15 protein-coding genes, 2 tRNA genes and 1 pseudogene are annotated in these 21,142 nt (G+C 71.6%); 5 read left to right on the top strand and 13 right to left on the bottom strand.

Going from position 1 to position 21,142, the window contains the following annotated elements; translation table 11 throughout:
• Positions 1-184: 184 nt before the first annotated feature.
• The 4 genes from NP075_RS00090 to NP075_RS00075 all read left to right on the top strand — a co-directional run bounded on the left by NP075_RS00090 (position 185) and on the right by NP075_RS00075 (position 5,368).
• Positions 185-1,048, top strand: a complete 864-nt coding sequence (locus NP075_RS00090) for a hypothetical protein (RefSeq protein WP_227563681.1) — start codon at positions 185-187, stop codon at positions 1,046-1,048.
• Between the two features lie 211 nt (positions 1,049-1,259).
• A complete protein-coding gene (locus NP075_RS00085; protein ID WP_227563674.1) occupies positions 1,260-3,650 on the top strand; it encodes a glycoside hydrolase family 9 protein in 2,391 nt (796 codons plus the stop codon).
• A gap of 372 nt (positions 3,651-4,022) precedes the next feature.
• Positions 4,023-4,727 (top strand): GNAT family N-acetyltransferase, encoded by a 705-nt coding sequence (locus NP075_RS00080; RefSeq protein WP_227563673.1) that lies wholly within the window; start codon positions 4,023-4,025, stop codon positions 4,725-4,727.
• Between the two features lie 74 nt (positions 4,728-4,801).
• On the top strand, positions 4,802-5,368 hold the full coding sequence (locus NP075_RS00075) for a hypothetical protein (RefSeq protein ID WP_227563672.1): 567 nt from the start codon (positions 4,802-4,804) through the stop codon (positions 5,366-5,368).
• Between the two features lie 107 nt (positions 5,369-5,475).
• Here the strand turns inward: NP075_RS00075 and NP075_RS00070 are convergent, their stop codons facing one another.
• Together NP075_RS00070 and NP075_RS00065 are read right to left on the bottom strand one after the other, a co-directional pair.
• Positions 5,476-5,682, bottom strand: coding sequence for a cold-shock protein (locus NP075_RS00070; RefSeq protein WP_227563671.1), 207 nt, complete (start codon positions 5,680-5,682; stop codon positions 5,476-5,478).
• A gap of 570 nt (positions 5,683-6,252) precedes the next feature.
• Positions 6,253-7,427, bottom strand: a pseudogene (locus NP075_RS00065) (RtcB family protein).
• Positions 7,428-7,671: 244 nt separating this feature from the next.
• Between NP075_RS00065 and NP075_RS00060 the strand changes: the two are divergent.
• Entirely contained in the window at positions 7,672-8,139 is a 468-nt protein-coding gene (locus NP075_RS00060) for an ATP-binding protein (RefSeq protein ID WP_250788354.1), read from the top strand.
• A 59-nt stretch (positions 8,140-8,198) separates the two neighbouring features.
• Here the strand turns inward: NP075_RS00060 and NP075_RS00055 are convergent.
• The 11 genes from NP075_RS00055 to dnaA all read right to left on the bottom strand — a co-directional run bounded on the left by NP075_RS00055 (position 8,199) and on the right by dnaA (position 20,865).
• Positions 8,199-8,271, bottom strand: a tRNA-Ala gene (locus NP075_RS00055).
• Positions 8,272-8,286: 15 nt separating this feature from the next.
• Positions 8,287-8,406 (bottom strand): DLW-39 family protein, encoded by a 120-nt coding sequence (locus tag NP075_RS00050; protein ID WP_213319957.1) that lies wholly within the window; start codon positions 8,404-8,406, stop codon positions 8,287-8,289.
• 62 nt (positions 8,407-8,468) lie between these two features.
• A tRNA-Ile gene (locus tag NP075_RS00045) sits at positions 8,469-8,542 on the bottom strand.
• Between the two features lie 124 nt (positions 8,543-8,666).
• Positions 8,667-9,152 carry a DUF3566 domain-containing protein gene (locus tag NP075_RS00040; protein WP_256791333.1) on the bottom strand — a complete coding sequence of 162 codons (486 nt, stop codon included), beginning with the start codon at positions 9,150-9,152 and terminating at the stop codon, positions 8,667-8,669.
• 458 nt (positions 9,153-9,610) lie between these two features.
• Complete coding sequence (gene gyrA / locus NP075_RS00035) at positions 9,611-12,205, bottom strand: DNA gyrase subunit A (protein ID WP_227563668.1); 2,595 nt, start codon at positions 12,203-12,205, stop codon at positions 9,611-9,613.
• A gap of 64 nt (positions 12,206-12,269) precedes the next feature.
• Positions 12,270-14,270, bottom strand: coding sequence for a DNA topoisomerase (ATP-hydrolyzing) subunit B (gyrB, locus tag NP075_RS00030; RefSeq protein ID WP_227563680.1), 2,001 nt, complete (start codon positions 14,268-14,270; stop codon positions 12,270-12,272).
• Between the two features lie 287 nt (positions 14,271-14,557).
• Positions 14,558-15,199 carry a DciA family protein gene (locus NP075_RS00025; RefSeq protein WP_227563667.1) on the bottom strand — a complete coding sequence of 214 codons (642 nt, stop codon included), beginning with the start codon at positions 15,197-15,199 and terminating at the stop codon, positions 14,558-14,560.
• Complete coding sequence (gene recF, locus NP075_RS00020; RefSeq protein WP_227563666.1) at positions 15,189-16,385, bottom strand: DNA replication/repair protein RecF; 1,197 nt, start codon at positions 16,383-16,385, stop codon at positions 15,189-15,191. Before recF ends, NP075_RS00025 begins: the two co-directional genes overlap by 11 nt.
• Before the next feature lie 5 nt (positions 16,386-16,390).
• On the bottom strand, positions 16,391-17,320 hold the full coding sequence (gene gnd / locus NP075_RS00015; RefSeq protein ID WP_227563665.1) for a phosphogluconate dehydrogenase (NAD(+)-dependent, decarboxylating): 930 nt from the start codon (positions 17,318-17,320) through the stop codon (positions 16,391-16,393).
• 86 nt (positions 17,321-17,406) lie between these two features.
• On the bottom strand, positions 17,407-18,537 hold the full coding sequence (dnaN, locus tag NP075_RS00010) for a DNA polymerase III subunit beta (protein WP_227563664.1): 1,131 nt from the start codon (positions 18,535-18,537) through the stop codon (positions 17,407-17,409).
• Positions 18,538-19,305: 768 nt separating this feature from the next.
• Positions 19,306-20,865: a chromosomal replication initiator protein DnaA gene (gene dnaA / locus NP075_RS00005; RefSeq protein WP_227563663.1), complete on the bottom strand. Its 1,560-nt coding sequence runs from the start codon at positions 20,863-20,865 to the stop codon at positions 19,306-19,308.
• Positions 20,866-21,142 lie beyond the last annotated feature (277 nt).

Raw genomic sequence — 21,142 nt, 5'->3', positions numbered from 1 at the left:
TCTGGCACCCGTCACCGACGCCGCACTGCGGCACGTCACAGGATTCGCGCCGGGCGAACCACCCCTGTGCACCGGGCACGAGAGCCGCAGCGGTGGCAGAGTGTGAGGTCACAGCGTCGAGCAGCATGTGAGAAGACGTCAGCAGCAGCAGCCGAGACCAGCCGAGACAGCGCGGGAGTCGCAGATGACCCATCGTCCGAAGATCGACGTGGACACCGAACGCCTCAAGGGACAGGCAGCCGGGCTCGGCGCCTCGCTCGCCGACGGCGCCAGGTACGGCGCCACGAAGGCAAGTGACGCCGCCGGCCAGGCCAAGGACTGGACGACGCCGAAGGTCGAGGCCTTCGTCGCGTGGCTCGTGCCGCAGGTGGAGCACCTGTACAAGGAGAGCGTCAAGACCGCCGCGCCGCAGGTGGAGAAGGCCGCGAAGCTGGCGACGCCGGCCATCGACACCGCGCACGACAAGCTGGTCGACGACCTCATCCCCCAGCTCGTCGCCGCGGTGAACCTGGCCGCCGCGCGGGCGGGTGCGCAGGTCGAGCACGCGGCGGACGTCGCCGCGACGCAGGCGGGCAAGCACTCCAAGAAGGTCGCCAAGGCGGCGAAGAAGGCCGCCAAGGAGGCCGCCAAGGCGGACCGCAAGCACTCGGGCGTCAAGGTGTTCTTCCTGGTCGCAGGGCTCGTGGGTGCCGGTGCCGCGGCGTTCTCGTGGCTCCGCTCGCGATCGACCACGGACCCGTGGGCCGAGCCGTGGGAGCCTGCCGACTCGCTCGGCGGCGAGTCCCTCAAGGCTCGCGCGAACACGGCCACGGCGGACCTGTCCGACGCCGTGGGCAACGCCGCCGACGCGGTCGGCGAGGCGGCCGGTTCCGCGGTGGCCAAGGGCCGCGACGCCGTGGGCAAGGCGGCGGAGGCCGTCGGCCACGCGACCGAGGAGCTCGGGGACAAGGCCAAGGAGGCCCGCGACGCGGCGCAGGAGACCGCCCGCCGGGCGACGCGCCGCTCGACCCCGAAGACGCCGGACGAGGGCGAGACGCCCGCGTCCTGACACGCGACCACGCTCGCTGCCGCCGGCCCCGGCCCGTCGATGACGGACCGGGGCCGGCGCACTTCTCTGCCTAAGCGTTTTGGGCGTTGACCGCCACCCGCGCCCTCAGCACGATCGGCGCAGGCCCCCACCGTCACGTGCGACGTCGTCGCGCGACGGGCGGAGCCTGTGGGAGCGCTCCACCGGCGCCCCTTCGTCGAAGGGAAGTGCCATGCCACGCACCCCCACCCGCCGCGCGCAGAGCCGCGCGCTGTGGGCCGGAGCCGCCGTCGTCGCGGTCGTCGCCGGAGCCGTCACGCTGCCTGCGCAGGACGCCCAGGCCGCCCCCGCGTACAACTACGCCGAGGCGCTGCAGAAGTCGATGTTCTTCTACCAGGCGCAGCGCTCGGGCGACCTGCCGGCCGACTACCCCGTCTCGTGGCGCGGCGACTCCGCCCTCGACGACGGCAAGGACGTCGGCAAGGACCTGACCGGCGGCTGGTACGACGCCGGCGACCACGTGAAGTTCGGCCTGCCGATGGCCTTCACCGCGACGATGCTGGCGTGGGGCGCCATCGAGAGTCCCGCCGGGTACACGCAGGCGGGCCAGACCGACGAGCTGCGGGACAACCTGCGCGCCGTCAACGACTACTTCGTCAAGGCGCACACGGCACCCGACGAGCTGTACGTGCAGGTCGGCAAGGGCGACGACGACCACAAGTGGTGGGGCCCCGCCGAGGCGATGACGATGGCCCGACCGGCGTACAAGATCACCGCCGCGTGCCCCGGGTCCGACGCCGCAGCCGAGACGGCGGCCGCCATGGCCTCCGCGTCCATCGTCTTCCAGGGGTCCGACGCCGCCTACTCCGCGACGCTCCTGACGCACGCGAAGCAGCTCTACTCGTTCGCCGACACGTACCGCGGCAAGTACTCCGACTGCGTGACCGACGCGCAGTCGTTCTACAAGTCGTGGTCCGGCTACCAGGACGAGCTCGTCTGGGGCGCGTACTGGCTCTACAAGGCCACCGGCGACGCGACGTACCTGGCCAAGGCCGAGGCGGAGTACGACAAGCTCAGCAACGAGAACCAGACGTCGACCAAGTCGTACAAGTGGACCGTGGCCTGGGACGACAAGTCGTACGCGACGTACGCGCTGCTCGCGATGGAGACGGGCAAGCAGAAGTACGTGGACGACGCGAACCGCTGGCTCGACTACTGGACCGTGGGCGTCAACGGCGCGCGCGTGAACTACTCCCCCGGCGGCATGGCCGTCCTCGACTCGTGGGGTGCGCTGCGGTACGCCGCCAACACGTCGTTCGTCGCCCTGGTCTACAGCGACTGGCTCACCGACACCACGCGCAAGGCCAGGTACCACGACTTCGGCGTCCGGCAGATCCACTACGCGCTGGGCGACAACCCCCGCAAGTCCTCGTACGTCGTGGGCTTCGGTGCCAACCCGCCGAAGAACCCGCACCACCGCACGGCCCACGGGTCCTGGCTGGACTCGCTGAAGGACCCGGTCGAGACGCGGCACGTGCTGTACGGCGCGCTCGTGGGCGGGCCCGGCTCGGCCAACGACGCCTACACCGACGACCGCGGGGACTACGTCGCCAACGAGGTGGCCACCGACTACAACGCCGGGTTCACCGGTGCGCTGGCGTACCTGGCGGCCGAGTACGGGGGCACGCCGCTCGCGTCCTTCCCCCAGCCGGAGGAGCCGGACCAGGACGAGCTGTTCGTCGAGGCCAAGCTCAACCAGCCCGCGGGCGGCACGTTCACCGAGGTCAAGGCGATCATCCGCAACCGGTCGGCGTTCCCGGCCCGCTCGCTGACGAACGCGTCGATCCGGTACTGGTTCACGCTGGACGCCGGCGTGCCCGCGTCGGCCGTGACCGTGTCGACCAACTACAGCGAGTGCGGCACGACGCCCGCGAAGGTGGTCCACGCCGGCGGCAGCCTGTACTACGCCGAGCTGAGCTGCGCGGGGCAGAACATCCACCCCGGTGGGCAGTCGCAGCACCGGCGTGAGATCCAGTTCCGGGTGGCCGGCGCCGCCGGGTGGGACGCGACGAACGACCCGTCGTTCGTCGGCCTGCCGGCCACGGGGGACCCGGTCAAGACGACGGGGATCACGCTGCACGAGGCCGGCACCCGCGTCTGGGGCACCGTCCCGGACGGGACGGGGCCGACGCCCACGCCGACGGTGTCGCCGACGCCGTCCGTGTCGCCCACGCCGACGGTGTCGCCGACGCCCAGCGTGTCGCCGACGCCCAGCGTGTCGCCGACGCCCACGCCCGGCTCCGGCCCGGCGGCGTGCGCCGTGACGTACTCGGCGAACAGCTGGAGCTCGGGCTTCACCGCGTCGCTCCGGCTGAAGAACAACGGCTCGACGAGCCTGACCTGGTCCCTGGCGTTCGACCTCACGGCCGGGCAGAAGGTGCAGCAGGGCTGGAGCGCGACCTGGTCGCAGACGGGCACGAGGGTCACGGCCACCGGCTCGGCGTGGAACGCCACGCTGGCGCCCGGCGCGTCGGTCGACCTCGGTTTCAACGGCTCGCACACGGGCCAGAACCCGGCCCCGACGTCGTTCACGGTGAACGGCGCCACCTGCGCGGCCGGGTGACAGACGGGTCCCGGTCCGGCTCGACCCCCGACGTCGCCGGACCGGGACCGATCCAACCCCCGGGCGGGCGGCCCGTTCCGCCCGTCCGGGCTGGTGTCCGACGCGGGGGCGGTCGGACACCGCACGAGGGCGCCGCGCGATGCGCGGCGCCCTCGTCGCGTCCCCGGGCGCGGCCTACCCGTCGCCGGGTGACCACTGGTCAGTTGGGAGACCCGATCGAGCACCACAGACCCACCAACTGACCACTGGTCACCCGGAGGACCCCTCGGTGACCACTGGTCAGCTGCGCGTCCTCCACCGCCCGCCCTCACGCTCAGGGTGGGTCGTCCGCGTCGGGTTGACCCCGTACCGGCGACCGGGGACGCTGCGGGCATGGACGACTCCCCCGCGACGCAGACCTCCCCGGCGGTGCCGGTGACGCTCACCGACGAGCAGGTCTGGCCGCTGACCGGGCTGCGCGTGATCAGCGGGGACCTCGAGCTGCGGGCGCCGGACGACCGGATGCTGCTCGACCTGGCCCGGCTCGCCGCCCAGGGTGTGCACCAGCCGGACTACATGCCCTTCCTGGTGCCGTGGACGCGCGGCACGCCGGTGCAGGTCGCCCGCAGCGTGATGACGTACCAGTGGGGCCTGCGCCAACGTACAACGCCGTGGGACTGGGCGATCGAGCTGGCCGTGGTGCGCGACGGTGAGCCGTTGGGGACGCAGGGCGTGTACGCCAAGGACTTCCTGGTGACGCGGACGGCCGCGACGGGCTCGTGGCTCGGTCTGCGGCACCAGCACGGCGGCGTGGGCACGCGGATGCGGCTGCTCGTCCTGCACCTGCTCTTCGAGGGGTTCGACGCCCGGCACGCGACCAGCTCGGCTTTCGTCGACAACCCCGGCTCCTCGGGCGTCAGCCGCAAGATCGGCTACCGGCCCAACGGCATCCTGCACCAGGCACGCGAGGACGGGCCGATCGACAGCCAGCTGTTCGTCCTCGACCGTGCCGACTGGGACGCCCGGCCGGACGAGCTGCGCCTCGACGTCCGGATCGAAGGACTCGGCCCGGTGCGCGAGCAGCTCGGCATGGTCTGACGCGCAGACACCTGCCGCCCCGTCACGGCCAGAAGTCCCTGCGCAGGACCGCCGTCGCGCAGTAGCGTCCCGGCATGCTCCTCGCCGACCTGCAGGCCCGGGTACGCATCGCACTCACCACCACTCTCGTCGACGAGTGGACGCTGTTCGCGCCGTCCGCCGGCACGAGCCGTCCCTCCGAGAGGACCATCTCGTTCCACCTCGGCTGGTCGCTGCGCTCCATGATCGAGAAGACGTGGGACGTCGACGCGGAGTACGACCGCTCGGGCATGGTGCTGGAGTCGTCCGTGCGCCTCGACGGGACGACCCACCGGCCGCCCCACCTGATCGTGCACCAGCGCGGCCGCCTGGGGCCGGAGCACAACCTGCTGCTGGTCGAGCTCACGGCCGACGCGGCGACCGCGGCCCCCGGGACGGCCGACCTGACCGCGGCGCGGGCCATCCAGCGACGGTTCGGGTACCGCTACGCCGTCGTCCTGGACCTGCAGCTCGACGACGACGGCCCGACGGCCGAGGTGCGGCCCCACTGGCACTGGGCGACGCTCGAGGACGGTACGACCACCGACGAGCCGCGGCCGGTCTACACCGACGACGTCCTCGCCGACATCCTCCGCCGGGCACGCGGCGGCGTCCGCGCCTGACGTCGGACAGGACCGACCCCCGGACACGACGAGGGCCGCGCAGCAGTGCTGCGCGGCCCTCGTGGGCGTCAGTCAGACCCGTGCAGGCACGGGGACGACGGTGTGGATCAGAGCGGACGGATGTCCGACGCCTGCAGGCCCTTGGGGCCCTGCGTGACCTCGAACTCGACCTGCTGGTTCTCCTCGAGCGTGCGGAAGCCGCCCGTCGAGACGATCGCGCTGAAGTGTGCGAACACGTCGGCGGAGCCGTCCGAGGGGGAGATGAAGCCGAAGCCCTTCTCCGCGTTGAACCACTTCACGGTGCCGGTGGTCATGATGTCTTCTCTCGTTCGGTCGGTCGGCGCGCTGGTGCGGCGCCGGTTGCCACGCCCCGAGGGGCGCAGACGGTGAAGGGTCGACGTGCGACGTGCCCGGTGGGGGCGGGTGCGGGCCGGTGCCAGGAGGCACGTCGCACGGTCGAACGTCGGGGCGATGCCCACGTGCCGCGTCCAGCGGTCGTGGGCATGGAAGCCGTCGGGGTCACGGACGATCAGCCCGGCGTACTCACCGTCGACGGTCCCGACCCACAGGTCGTCGTCGACGGACCGCCAGACGGCGTCCGTTCCTGAGCTCTCGTCGATCGCAGCAGCGACCGGCCGGTGCTCGAAGGTGGTGTGTGTGATGTTCTCTGCTTCCGCTCCGCCCCCTGTGGGCGGAGATCCTGGCCGGCAGCGGCGCTGCCGGGTGCGTATGGTTCTCGCTTCGATGCTGAGAGACCGAAGAGCGCCGCGGACGTGTTCGCGCGGCTTGACGCAGCAATGACTGTACACCACATCTGCCGTGGCTCGTGCACGGTGCCCGGCACCCGTCGGTCGGACGGGTACCGGACGCCGCATTCGTGCAGGTCAGCCCTTCACACACACGATCGTGCGCAGTCGTGCGACGACCTCCACGAGGTCCGACTGCGCCGCGATCACCTGGTCGAGGTCCTTGTACGCACCGGGGATCTCGTCGAGGACGCCGACGTCCTTGCGGCACTCGACGCCCGCGGTCTGCGCCGCGAGGTCGTCGAGCGTGAAGGTCCGCTTGGCCGCCGCACGGGACATGCGCCGGCCGGCGCCGTGGGACGCCGACCAGTACGACGCCGGGTTCCCCAGGCCCCGCACGATGTACGAGCCCGTGCCCATCGACCCCGGGATGAGGCCTACGTCGCCCGCGCCGGCCCGGATCGCGCCCTTGCGGGTGACGACCAGGTCGGCGCCGTCGATGTGCTCGGTCGCGACGTAGTTGTGGTGCACGTTCGCGACCTCCTCGAAGACGACGTCACGGTCCGCGAACGTGGCCCGGACGGCGTCGACGAACAGCGTCATCATCACCGCACGCGACCGCGCCGCGTACTCCTGCGCCCACCACAGGTCGTGCAGGTAGGCGTCCATCTGGGGCGTGCCCGCGAGCAGGACCGCCAGGTCCCGGTCCACCAGGCCCTGGTTGTGGGGAGCCCTTTGGCGACGGCGACGTGCACCTCCGCGAGCGACTTGCCGATGTTCCGCGAGCCGGAGTGCAGCTGCAGCCACACGCCGTCGTCGTCGTCCAGGCACACCTCGAGGAAGTGGTTGCCGCCGCCCAGCGAGCCGAGCTGACGCCGCGCACGGGTCTCCAGGTCGCGGACACGGGGTGTCAGGGACCCGAACCGCGCCCAGAACGCGTCCGCGCCCCGCAGTGCCTCCGCGGTCCGCGCACGCGCGCCGATCGGGCGCAGCCGACGCAGGTCGACCGCCTCGTCGTGCGAGCGGAAGCCGACCGGGATGCGGGACTCGACCGCGGACCGCAGCGCGTGCAGGTCGTCGGGCAGGTCGTCGGCCGTCAGCGACGTCCGCACCCCGATCATCCCGCAGCCGATGTCGACGCCCACCGCGTTGGGCGACACGGCGTCGCGCATCGCGATGACCGAACCGACGGTCGCCCCCTTGCCGAGGTGGACGTCGGGCATCACGCGCACCCCGTGCACCCACGGCAGGGCGGCGATGTTGCGCAGCTGCTGCAGGGCGGCGGGCTCGACGTCCTGCTCGTGGGCCCACATGAGCGTAGGTGCGACGGCACCGCGCAGGGCGACGGGGAACGTGCCGGTCACGACTTTCCTCCTCGGTCGTCGCCCGGGGTCGCCGGGCGGAGGACCCGGCGGACGTGTCCCGGCGGGCCACGCAGGAGGATCCCCGTCTCACGGGACCCGTGTCGTGCTCATTTCGTGTCGGCACGCCGTGCGAGGTGCGCGATCGCCTGCGGCCTGTGAGGCTCGTTCCTGGACGAGGGGAGGTCAGGACGTGGTGGACAGCAGGCTGGACCGACTGGAGCTGACGGACGAGGACGCAGGGCTGCCGGTGCGCCTCCCGCCCGAGGGGTTCGCGCCCGTGCGGCGCTGGGCGCTCGCATCGACCTCGCAGCTGCGCACGCTGCGGCACGAGCTCGCCGACGAGATCGGCGGCCACGCCGCGGGTGCCCGGCAGGACCTCGGGTCGACGCCCGACAAGCTGGTCCTCATCGCGACCGAGCTCGCGGCGAACGCCCTCACGCACGGGGTCCCGCCGACGACCGTGGCGCTGTCGCGGACGGACGAGCAGTGGCTCCTCGACGTGGCGGACCACGACCCGGGGTCGCAGCCGGTCTACGCCGGCACGCGCATCACCGGCGCCGGGGGACTGGGCCTGCACCTGGCGCGGCAGCTGTCGCTGAAGGTCGGCTGGTACGCCACGGACGAGGCCAAGAACATCTGGGCGACGTTCCCCGCGCAGTGAGCCGTCCGGGCACGTGCAGAACGACGCAGGACGTCAGTGTCCTGCGTCGTCCGCCGACGTGGAGCCAAGGGGACTCGAACCCCTAACCCCCTGCTTGCAAAGCAGGTGCGCTACCAATTGCGCCATGGCCCCCGGTCGGGCGAGCGGTCACTCGAAGGTGTCGGTGACCTCTGCCCACAGGTCCCGCTCGTCGCGGTCCTGCGCGTACTTCTGCCAGGCGACGTAGCCGACAGCCGCGACCGCGGCCAGGAGCAGGAGCTTCTTCATCGGTTCCCCCGTCTCGGGTGGGTGCCGGCAGACCGCGGAGCACGCGGTGCGTGCCTGCAGAGTGGGCCTAACAGGACTTGAACCTGTGACCTCTTCCTTATCAGGGAAGCGCTCTAACCGTCTGAGCTATAGGCCCGTGACACGTCCGACCGGTTCGATCCTCGGGGGATCCGCACCGGGTGGGCGCGACGGTCGAGACTACCCCAGGCGAGCCGCCGCGCCCAAACCGGTCGCGTCGGCGTCGGGGTGTCCCGGACGGCTCACTCGTCCGTCATCGTCACGTGCACGCCGCCGACGAGCGCCGCCACGATGTTGTAGAGGAACGCGCCGATGGTCGCGAGCGCCGTGAGCAGGAAGACGTCGATGACGCCGACCAGCGTGGCAGCCGAGACGGTCTTCTCGAACGACACGTACGCCAGGATGTCCAGCGGGCTCTCGGTGCCGACGACCTGCGTGACGAGGTCGTCGATCTGCGTGAACACGTGGAGGCTGTCGAGCGTGAACCACACGACGATCGCCGCGACGACGATCATGATGCCGATCGCGACGGACAGCAGGAACGCGAGCTTCATGACCGACCACGGGTCGACCCGGGAGATCGCGAGCCGCACGCGGCGCGGTCCACCGCCGATCGTGGGGATGCGTCCCGTCGTGGGACGCGCCGTGGCACCTGTGACGGGCGCCGTCGTCCGGGGGACGGGGCGCTCGGTGGTGGCGGCACCGGCTGCCGTCGGCGTCGTGGTCATGTGGTCGTCCTCGGTGCGGGGGCGGGTCAGCTGAGAGTACGCCTTCGAGAGTCCCGATCCAGTGGCTTCGGCGGCCTTCTTCAGCCAGACGGTGGTCGCGTCGACCGCCGTGACCAGTGGCGAGGGCGGCTCCTGGTCGTCCCCGGCCCCCTCCTCCGCAGCCGGCGCGGGGGCCGGCCGAGGCGACTCCGCCGACGGCCGCGGCGCCGTGTCCGTCCGCGGGCCCGACGGGCTCGTGGAGCGCCCCGTCGACGACGTGGGGACGGCGCTGCTGCGCACGTCGACCGTGTACGTCGGGGGCGTCGACCGTCCGGCACCGCCGACCGATGACCAGGAGCTGCCTGCCGCGTCGTGCTCCGGGGCCCGGACGGACCCCTTCTGCTCGGCCGGCTGGGGCCCGCCGTCCGTCAGGGGACCCGTCGGCCGCTTGCGCGGCGGGATCGAGGGGGGCGTGTCACTCATGCGTCCTCCGCGGGCCGGTCACCGCTGTCGGGCACCGACCCGTCCGGGTCCGGTACGTCGGTTGCGTCGGTGTTGTCGACGCTCTCGCCCACGGTACCGCCATCGTCCTCGAGGTGTCGTTCGCTGTTCCGGGCGACGGCGATGATCCGGTCGTTCGCGTCGGGCTTGGCGAAGATGACGCCCTGCGTCGTGCGACCGGTCGCGTTCACCTCCGACGTCGAGGAGCGCACGATCTTCCCGCGCTCCATGATGACCAGCACCTCGTCGTCCGCGTCGGTGACGAGCGCACCCACGAGGTCGCCGTTCGCCTCGGGGAGGTTGGCGACCTTGATCCCCAGGCCACCGCGTCCCTGCTGGCGGTAGTTGTCGACGGTCAGGGCCGTGCGCTTGGCGATGCCGCCCTGGGTGACGGTGAACAGGTAGGCGTCCTCACGGACGACGTCCATCGCGAGCAGGTCGTCGTCGCCGCGGAACTTCATGCCCGTGACGCCGCTGGTGGCCCGCCCCATGGGACGCAGCGCGTCGTCCGACGCGGTGAAGCGCACCGACTGGCCCTGGCGTGAGACGAGGATCACATCCTGGTGGGAGTCGACCAGGCGCGCCGCGACCAGCTCGTCGGGACGGCCCTCGTCGTCCTCGCGCAGGTTGATCGCGATGACGCCGCCGCTGCGGTTGGAGTCGTACTCCGTCAGGCGCGTCTTCTTCACCAGACCGCGCTTGGTCGCCAGCACGAGGTGCTCGGCCTGCTGGTAGTCGCTCAGGTCCAGGACCTGGGCGATCTTCTCGCCCGGCTGGAAGGCCAGCAGGTTCGCGACGTGCTGACCCTTCGCGTCGCGGCCCGCCTCGGGCAGCTCGTACGCCTTGGCCCGGTACACCCGGCCCAGGTTGGTGAAGAACAGCAGCCAGCGGTGCGTCGTCGTGACGAAGAAGTGGTCGACGATGTCGTCCTCGCGCAGCTGGGCGCCGCGCACGCCCTTGCCGCCGCGACGCTGCGCCCGGTACGCGTCGACGCGCGTGCGCTTGGCGTAACCGCCGCGCGTGATCGTCACGACCACGTCCTCCTCGGCGATGAGGTCCTCGATCGAGACCTCGCCGTCGAACGGGAGGATGTGCGTGCGCCGCTCGTCGCCGAACTTCTCGACGATCGTCGCGAGCTCCTCGCTGACGATCTGCCGCTGACGCTCCGGCGACGCGAGGATCGCGTTGAGCTCGGTGATGACGGCCTCGAGCTCGGCGTGCTTGTCGAGGATCTCCTGGCGCTGCAGCGCCGCGAGCCGGCGCAGCTGCAGGTTGAGGATGGCCTGGGCCTGGAGCTCGTCGATCTCGAGCAGCTCCATCAGGCCGTTGCGGGCCTGCTCGGCGTCGGGGGAGCGCCGGATCAGCGCGATGACCTCGTCGAGCGCGTCGAGCGCCTTGAGGTACCCGCGGTAGATGTGGATGTCCTCCTCCGCCTTGCGCAGGCGGTAGCGCGTGCGGCGCTGGATGACGTCGATCTGGTGCGACGTCCAGTGGCGGACGAAGGCGTCGAGGCTCAACGTGCGCGGGACCCCGTCGACGAGCGCGAGCATGTTCGCGCCGAACGTGTCCTGCAGCTGCGTGTGCTTGTAGAGGTTGTTGAGGACGACCTTGGCGACGGCGTCGCGCTTGAGCACGATGACGAGGCGCTGGCCCGCGCGGCCCGAGGTCTCGTCGCGGATGTCCGCGATGCCCTGGACGCGGTTCTCCTTGACGAGGTCCGCGATCTTCTTCGCCAGCGTGTCGGGGTTCACCTGGTACGGCAGCTCGGAGACGACCAGGCACTGCCGGCCCTGGATCTCCTCGACCTCGACGACCGCGCGCATCGTGATGGACCCACGGCCGGTGCGGTACGCGTCCTCGATGCCCCGGCGGCCCAGGATCGTCGCGGCCGTGGGGAAGTCGGGGCCCTTGATCCGGGCCATGAGGGCCTCGAGGAGCTCCTCCTTGGAGGCCTCCGGGTGGTCCAGGTGCCACTGCACACCCGCGGCGACCTCGCGCAGGTTGTGCGGCGGGATGTTCGTCGCCATGCCGACGGCGATGCCCGCCGAGCCGTTGACCAGCAGGTTCGGGAAGCGCGACGGCAGGACCGAGGGCTCCTGGGTGTGCCCGTCGTAGTTGTCCTGGAAGTCGACGGCGTCCTCGTCGATGTCCCGGACCATCTCCATGGCCAGCGGGGCCATCTTGGTCTCGGTGTACCGCGGGGCGGCCGCCGGGTCGTCGCCGGGGGAGCCGAAGTTACCCTGCCCGGAGGCCAGCGGGTAGCGCAGCGACCAGTCCTGCACGAGGCGCACCAGGGCGTCGTAGATCGCCGTGTCACCGTGCGGGTGGTACTTGCCCATGACGTCGCCGACGACGCGGCTGCACTTGGAGAACTGCCGGTCGGGCCGGTAGCCGCCGTCGTACATCGCGTAGATGACGCGCCGGTGCACCGGCTTGAGGCCGTCGCGCACGTCCGGCAACGCACGGCCCACGATGACGGCCATCGCGTAGTCCAGGTAGGAACGCTGCATCTCGAGCTGCAGGTCCACCTGGTCGATGCGGCCGTGCTCGATCTCGCCCGGGGTCTCGGTCACGTGCGGGTCACTCCAGTCGTCTTAACCAGCTCGGTCGCGTGCGCCGGCGTCCCCGGCACCCGCGTCAGATGTCGAGGAAGCGCACGTCCTTGGCGTTGCGCTGGATGAACGCGCGTCGCGCCTCGACGTCCTCGCCCATCAGCACGGAGAACGTCTCGTCGGCAGCGGCCGCCTCGTCCATCGTCACCTGCAGCAGCGTGCGGTGCTCCGGCGCCATGGTGGTCTCCCACAGCTCCGTGTAGTCCATCTCGCCCAGACCCTTGTAGCGCTGGACGGCGTTCTCCTTGGGCAGGCGGCGGCCGTTCGCGCGCCCGTCGGCGATCACCGCGTCCCGCTCCCGGTCGGAGTAGACGTAGTCGTGCGGGGCGTTGCTCCACTTGATGCGGTACAGCGGCGGCTGCGCCATGTACACGTGCCCGTGCGTGATGAGCTGCGGCATGTACCGGAACAGCAGCGTCAGCAGCAGCGTGCGGATGTGCTGGCCGTCGACGTCGGCGTCGGCCATCAGCACGATCTTGTGGTACCTCAGCTTCGCGAGGTCGAAGTCCTCGCCGATGCCGGTGCCGAACGCGGTGATGAGCGCCTGCACCTCCTGGTTGCCCAGGGCCTTGTCCAGGCGGGCGCGCTCGACGTTGAGGATCTTGCCGCGGATCGGCATGATCGCCTGTGTCCGGGGGTTGCGACCACGGACGGCCGAGCCACCGGCGGAGTCGCCCTCGACGATGAACACCTCGCACTCGGCCGGGTTGTTCGACTGGCAGTCGCGCAGCTTGCCGGGCATCGAGTTGGACTCGAGCAGGCCCTTGCGGCGGGTCGCCTCACGCGCCTTGCGGGCCGCCATGCGGGCGGCAGCCGCCTGGATCGACTTGCGGATGACGTCCTTCGCCTCGACCGGGTGCGCGTCGAGCCACGCGCCGAGCTGGTCGTTGACGACCTGCTGGACGAAGCGCTTGGCGTCGGTGTTACCGAGCTTGGTCTTGGTCTGGCCCTCGAACTGGGGCTCGCCGAGCTTGACGGAGATGACGGCCGTCAGACCCTCGCGGATGTCGTCACCCGTGAGGTTCTCGTCCTTCTCCTTGAGGATGCCCTTCTCGCGCGCGTAGCGGTTCATCAGCGACGTCATCGCCGCACGGAACCCCTCCTCGTGCGTGCCGCCCTCGGTCGTCGAGATCGTGTTGGCGAACGTGTGGACCGACTCGGAGTAGGCGGTCGTCCACTGCATCGCGATCTCGACCGCGATCTTGCGGCTCTTGTCCTCGGCCTCGAAGTCGATGACCTCGGGGTGCACGTGGTCGACCTTCTTGGCCGAGTTCAGGTGCGTGACGTAGTCGACCAGGCCGCCGTCGTACTTGTACGAGACGGTCCGGACCGTCGACGCGGGCTGCTGGGCGTCCCCGGCCTCACCCGTGACCTCGTCGTCCGTGCCCGTGTGCTGCGGGCGCTCGTCGGTGAGCGAGATCCGCAGGCCCTTGTTGAGGAACGCGTACTGCTGGAACCGCGCGCGCAGGGTCTCGAAGTCGTAGTCGACCGTCTCGAAGATGGTGCCGTCGGCCCAGAACGTCTGCGACGTGCCGGTCTCGTCCGTCGCGTCGCCCTGGCGCAGGCCGCCGACGGGCTTGCCACCGTCCGCGAAGTCCTGGCTCCACACGTGCCCGTCGCGCTTGACCACGGTCTCGACGCGCGAGGACAGCGCGTTCACCACGGAGATGCCGACGCCGTGCAGACCACCCGAGACCGCGTAGCCGGCGCCGCCGAACTTGCCGCCCGCGTGCAGGATCGTCATGACGACCTCGACGGTCGGCCGGCCCTCCGTCGGGTGGATCGCCACGGGGATGCCGCGCCCGTTGTCGGTGACGCGCACGCCGCCGTCAGCCAGCAGGGTCACCTCGATGGTGTCGCAGTACCCGGCCAGCGCCTCGTCGACCGAGTTGTCGACGACCTCGTACACCAGGTGGTGCAGGCCGCGGGCGCCCGTCGAGCCGATGTACATGCCGGGACGCTTGCGCACGGCCTCGAGACCTTCGAGGACGGTGATCGCACTGGCGTCGTACGATCCGTCGTCGATCGGGCGCGTGCGCGGGGGGGTTGCCGCGCCCTGCCCCTCGGCGGTCTCGTCGTGCGGGTCGCGAGGGGTGCTCTGGTCGGCCACGGGCAGCGGTTCTCCTCGAGAGCTCGTACGCGCCAGGGCGCGTCGTGAGCGGCTGTCAGCCACCAGGAGACCGGATCACTCCACGTCGGTGGAGTTCTCGGCTCACGGGGCCAGGCAGGCTCCTTTGTTGACCTGTCCAGTCTACCTGGTGGACGCCCGTGAGCGGGCAGGTCGGGGGCGTGCCGCCCCGGTGCGGACGGTGGTCAGCCGTACGTGTCGCGCGGGCCCCGCCCGGCGACGCGCCGCGGACCGCGGCCGAACCCGTGACCGACGGGTCCGAGCACGTCGATCTGCACGACGACGCCCTCCCCGAGGGTCTCGTCGAACCGCGCCAGCATCGCCGGGGCCAGCAGCCGCAGGTTGGCCGCCCACGCCGTGGACGACGCGCGCACCGTGAGCAGCCCCGCGGTGAACGACACGTACTCGCAGTGCTCGGCGACCTGCGGCCCGACGATGTGCGCCCACCGGTGCACGAGATCACCCACGACGAGCCCGGGCTCCCAGCCCAGGTCCCGCGCGAGCAGGCCCGCGGACACCGCCAGCGGCTGGGGATCGCGCGGACCGGGTGCGGAGCCGCTGGTCAGCGGCCTGCTGCGGACCACGCCAGGTCGCAGGCCGCGGGCGCGTGCCGCCGCCTTCGCCCGGGCCAGGGCCGCACGCACCACCTGCTCGGGCGGCGTGAGCGTCACGAGCTCGGAGACGGGGACCCCGTCCGGGACCTCCGTCGGCGCGGGCAGCAGGGCGCCGTCGTCGGGCGCCGGCTGCTCGGGAGCGGTGCGTCCCGACGTCCCGGCGGTGTCCGCGGGGCGCGTGGGGGAGGCGGCACGGCCGCGCCTAGAGGACACGTGCGACCTCGCCGCCCATGACGTCGACACGCGCACCCGCCAGCGGCTCGGGCACGTCCTGCGCCACCGCGGCGGTGACCAGCACCTGGCGCGCGCCGGCGACGAGCTCCGCCAGCCGCTCCCGCCGGCGGGTGTCGAGCTCGGCGAACACGTCGTCGAGGATCAGCACCGGCTCGCCGTCCGGTCCCCAGTCCGCCGCCCAGGCACCCGCGTCGTCGACCCCGTGCGTGAGCAGCGCGTACGACGCCAGCCGCAGCGCGAGCGCCACGGACCAGGACTCGCCGTGGCTCGCGTACCCCTTGGCCGGCAGGTCTCCGAGCGTGAGCTGCAGGTCGTCCCGGTGCGGGCCGACGAGGCACACGCCCCGTTCGATCTCCTTGGAGCGCAGCCGGCCCATGGCGTCGAGCAGGCGCGCCTCGACGAGGTCGACGGTCGCGTCGGCTCCGACGACCGGCTCGCCCGCGTCCGGCCCGGACGCCGCGTCCAGCGACGAGCGGTACGTCAGCCCGAGCTCGCCCTGCCCGGAGCTGACCTGGCGGTAGGCGTCCGCGGCACGCGGCCGCAGGGCGGCGACGAGCGCCTGGCGTGCGACGACGACCTGGGCACCGGTCTGCGCGAGCTTGGCGTCCCACACGTCGAGGGTGCGCAGGTCCGCGCCCGCGCGGGCCCGGGTCGCCGCCGCTGCCGACTTGAGCAGCGCCGACCGCTGGCGCAGGACCCGCTCGTAGTCCCCGAGCACGCCCGCGATGCGGGGCGTGAGCTGGACCAGCAGGTCGTCGAGGAACCGGCGCCGGCCGTCGGGATCGCCCTTGACGAGGGAGAGGTCCTCCGGGGCGAACAGGACGGTCCGCAGGATGCCGAGCACGTCGCGCGCGCGGCCGGGGGAGCCGCCGTTGACGCGCGCCCGGTTCGCCTTGCCCGGGGTGATCTCGACCTCGACGAGCGTGGGCCGCTCCTCGCGCACCACCTTGGCGCGCACGACGGCGCGGTTCGCGCCGGCACGCACCAGCGCGGCGTCGGACGGCACGCGGTGGCTGCCGAGCGTCGCGACGTACCCGACGGCCTCGACGAGGTTGGTCTTGCCCTGCCCGTTCGGGCCGACCAGCGCCGTGATCCCCGGCTCGAGCGGCAGCTCGACCTGGTGGTACGACCGGAAGTCGGTGAGGGACAGGTGCGCGACGTACACGCGGCTCAGGCCTCCGACGTCGGCGGTGCCGACGGGGTCACCGTCTCGGCGCCCGCGGCGCGCACGGCGTGGCCACCGAACTGCTGGCGGAGCGCGGCGACGGCCTTCATGGCGGGGGACTCGCCCTGCCGCGACGCGAAGCGCGCGAACAGCGCCGCGGAGATCACGGGCGCCGGGACGGCCAGGTCGATCGCCTCGTCGACGGTCCACCGGCCCTCGCCCGAGTCCTCGACCCAGTCGTCGATCGCACCGAAGCGCGGGTCCTGCTCGAGGGCCTGGACCAGCAGGTCCAGCAGCCACGACCGCACGACCGTGCCCGTCGACCACGCGCGCATCGTCGCCGGCACGTCCGTGATCAGGTCCTTCGCGGCCAGGAGCTCGTAGCCCTCGGCGTACGCCTGCATCAGGCCGTACTCGATGCCGTTGTGCACCATCTTGGCGTAGTGACCGGCCCCCACCGGCCCGGCGTGCACGAAGCCGTCGGCACGCTCGCCCGCGGGCCGCAGGGCGTCGAAGACGGGCATCGCGCGCTCGACGTCGTCGGGCGCGCCGCCGACCATGAGGCCGTACCCGTTCTCCAGGCCCCAGATGCCGCCCGAGACCCCGGCGTCGACGAAGCCGACGCCGTGCTCGGCCAGCACGGCGGCGTGCGCCGCGTCGTCCTGGTAGTACGAGTTGCCGCCGTCGATGACGAGGTCCCCGGGCGCCAGCAGGCCGGCGAGGTCGCGGATGACGGCGTCCGTGACCGCTCCCGAGGGCACCATCACCCACACGACGCGCTCACCGGCGGGGAGCGCGTCGACGAGGGCCTCCAGGGAAGGCACGTCCGTCACGTCGGGGTTCCGGTCGAACCCCGTGACCTCGATGCCCGCGTCCCGGAGCCGCAGACGCATGTTCGCGCCCATCTTGCCCAGACCCACCAGACCGATGTGCATGCCGTCGCTCCTCTTCCGCGCCGGGCCCTGCCCGCCGTCCGTCCCGGTCACTGTGCCGCACCTGCGGCGTGCCCGCCCGTGCGGCGTCAGCTCGCGAAGCGGATCGGCACCAGCAGGTAGCGGTAGTCCTTGAGGTCGTCGCCCTCGAGCGACTCCTGGCCCGTGAACTCCACGGGCTTGTTCGGGTGCGTGAACGACATCCGCACGAAGGTCGTGTCCAGCGCACCCAGGCCGTCGGCCAGGAAGTGCGGGTTGAACGCGACCGAGATGTCGTCACCGACGAGGACCGCCTCGAGGGCCTCCGACGCCTGCGCGTCGTCGCCCTGCCCGGCGTCCAGCACGACCTGGCCCTCGCTGAACGTCAGCCGGATCGGCGTGTTGCGCTCCGCGACGAGCGCGACGCGCTTGGCGGCCTCGGTCAGCGCCTGCGTGTTGACGATCGCGTGGATCGGCGTCTCGTCGGGGAAGAGCCGGCGCACGGGCGGGTAGTCGCCGTCCACGAGCAGGCTCGTCGTCTGGCGACCGGCGGCCTCGAAGCCGATGAGGTCGACACCGCCACCGGTCGACAGGGCGACCGAGACCGAACCCGCGCCCCCGAGCGACTTCGCGGCGTCGGAGAGCGTGCGTGCGCGGACCAGTGCGACGGCCTGGACCGCGGGGTTGGCCGGCTTCCAGGTCATCTCGCGCAGGGCGAGGCGGTAGCGGTCGGTCGCGAGGAGCGTGACCTTCTCGCCCTCGATCTCGACGCGGACGCCCGTGAGCAGCGGCAGCGTGTCGTCCCGGCTCGCGGCGACGGACACCTGGGCGACCGCGTGCGTCAGCTCGTCGCCGTCCACGGTGCCCGTCAGCTCGGGCATCACCGGCAGGTTCGGGTAGTCCTCGACGGGCATGGTCAGCAGCGTGAACCGGCTGGCCCCGCACGTGACCTGGACCTTCGTGCCGTCCAGGACGACGTCGACCGGCTTGGCCGGCAGCGCACGGGAGATCTCCGCCAGGAGCCGGCCGGACACCAGCACGGTGCCGGGCTCGCTCACGTCCGCCGGCAGCTGTGCCCGGGCCGAGACCTCGTAGTCGAAGCTCGACAGCTGGATGGTGCCGGTGGTGTCCGCCTCGATGCGTACACCTGCGAGGACGGGCACAGGAGGCCGGGTCGGCAGGCTGCGTGCGGTCCACGTGACGGCATCGGCGAGCACGTCACGATCGACGCGGAACCTCATGCATCACCTTCTCGTCGTCCGGCCCGGGTGCTCTTCGGTGCGGGCGGGTGCGGGCACGTCCGGGCACGGCAGCGGGCGCTGGCGGGGCTGTGCCGAACACTACGCGACAGGTCCGACGGCCGGTACACCGTGACGACGGTGATCCGGGCGGTTGTCGGGCCGGCCCTGGTCGCAGCGGTCCGCAGCCTCACGTCGGTGTGTGGATCTCTTCCTGGTAGATGGGTCGTCGTCGTCATCGGGGCTGTTGATCATGTGGATGACGGGTCCGTGTGCAGGTCAGGTGCCATGGAGGCCTGTGAGGCCGGCTGTGGCGCCAGGGGTGTCGTCCGTGGACGTCGGTGCACGCCGCGAGCACCGTCCGCCGCCGTCCACCGACAGGTGCCCTCCTGTCCACAGCTCCAGCACGTGTCGTCCACCGTCGTCCACAGGCCTGTGCACAGGTGTGAACATTCGTCCCATGCGTGTTTCACCCGCCCTTTCACCGCGCCGTCAAGTGTTTGGTGGCGGTTTGTCGTGAGAGTCCTCTCATAGCGAAGCGCTTCGACGCTGGTGAGAGCGGGTGAGGGCGTCGCGTGGGCCGGAAGGACCGCGTGCTGTCGATGCAGGTCAGCGCGGTCGTGCGCGCGCCTGACCCGGCTCGTCGCCTGCCGTGGGGCCTTGTTGGGTGAAGGAGTTCACAAGTGTCCCCAGGCGGTGGGCAAACCTGTGGACAACTGTCCGGCGCGGTGGAGAACTCCTCGGACGCACCGTCGCGGCCGGGGAGGGCGGTCAGCCGCGGTGCTGCTGCTTGATCCGGTTCGTCAGCTCGGTCACCTGGTTGTAGATCGACCGGCGCTCGGCCATCAGCTCGCGGATCTTGCGGTTCGCGTGCATCACCGTCGTGTGGTCGCGCCCGCCGAAGGCCTGCCCGATCTTGGGCAGCGACAGGTCCGTGAGCTCACGGCACAGGTACATCGCGATCTGACGGGCCGTCACGAGCACGCGCGAGCGGCTGGAGCCGCAGAGGTCCTCGATCGACAGACCGAAGTACGCGGCGGTCTGGCCGATGACGGTCGTCGACGTGATCTCCTGCGTCTGGTCGTCGGAGATGAGGTCCTTGAGCACGATCTCCGCCAGGGACACGTCGACCAGCTGGCGGTTGAGGTTGGCGAACGCGGTGACGCGGATGAGGGCACCCTCGAGCTCGCGGATGTTGGTGGAGATCCGCGACGCGATGTACTCCAGCACGTCGTCCGGGGCCTGCAGGCGCTCGCTCGCGGCCTTCTTGCGCAGGATCGCGATCCGGGTCTCGAGGTCGGGCGGCTGGACGTCGGTGATGAGGCCCCACTCGAAGCGCGAACGCATCCGGTCCTCGAAGCCGTTCAGCTGCTTGGGCGGGACGTCGGACGTGATGACGACCTGCTTGCTCGCGTTGTGCAGGGTGTTGAACGTGTGGAAGAACTCCTCCATCGTCTGTTCCTTGCCCTGCAGGAACTGGATGTCGTCGATGAGCAGGACGTCGACCTCGCGGTAGCGACGCTGGAACGCGCCCGCCTTGCCCTCGCCGATGGAGTTGATGAAGTCGTTGGTGAACTCCTCGGAGTTCACGTAGCGCACCCGCACCGTCGGGTACAGGTTCTGCGCGTAGTGCCCGATCGCGTGGAGCAGGTGCGTCTTGCCCAGTCCCGAGTCGCCGTAGATGAACAGCGGGTTGTAGGCCTTGGCCGGCGCCTCGGCGACCGCCACGGCTGCCGCGTGCGCGAAACGGTTGGACGAGCCGATGACGAACGTCTCGAAGAGGTACTTCGGGTTCAGCCGTGCCGGCTCGGACAGACCCCGGCGCGGCGCGGGGGAGTCCTGTCCCGACCGGTCGACCGAGCGCAGCGGGGCCCGGCTCTCGCCGCGGGGCTCAGGGTCGGGCGGGTCCTCGGAGCGCGAGCCCTCGGCGGCGCCGTCCGTGCTCTGCGCGTAGGCGTGGTGCGACGAGACGAGCGCGAGATCGGGCCGGGCGTCGCCGTTGCGCTCGTACGACGGCGTCGGGGCGGAGGTCGGCACCACGCGCAGCGCGGGCGGCACGTCGTCGGCCACCTCGGGGTCGACCGTGATGGCGAACCGGGCCTCCCGGCCGAGCGCCTCCGACAGCGCCTGGGTCACCTCGCCGCGCACCCGCGACTCGAGGTACTCCTTCGTCAGGTCGTTGCCGACGGCGAGCAGCATGGTGCCGTCGAGCAGGCCCAGCGGGTGGGCGAGACGGACGAACGCCAGCTGGCGGGGGGTGATGTCGGGGCTCGCCTCGAGGCTCGCGACGACGTGACCCCAGACGCGGGCCGGCTCTTCGTCCTGTGGCAACGTCCTACCTCGGTCCTCGGTCCAGCGGGCTCGGTGAGTGTGGCACGGACGGTCGTCATCCACATAGTTGTCCACACCTGTGCGCTCGTTGCGCGCGGGGTCGTGCGAGGTGCGCACGGCGGTCCGGGGACGGTCGTCCCTCGTCGCGCCCGGCACGCGGACCCTCGGCGGGCACGGGCCCACCGCCGCACGGCACGGTCGGGCTGCCCGTGCGACTCACCGATGCTAACGAAGGTCCTCCGGCAGGCATAAGTACGCGAGAGGGTGAGACGGCGGA

Origin of the sequence: Cellulomonas wangsupingiae, assembly GCF_024508275.1 — a bacterium.
In the GTDB taxonomy this organism is placed as follows: domain Bacteria; phylum Actinomycetota; class Actinomycetes; order Actinomycetales; family Cellulomonadaceae; genus Cellulomonas; species Cellulomonas wangsupingiae.
Note: the sequence above shows the minus strand (reverse complement) of the source record. Positions and strands in the feature narration are given on the sequence as shown.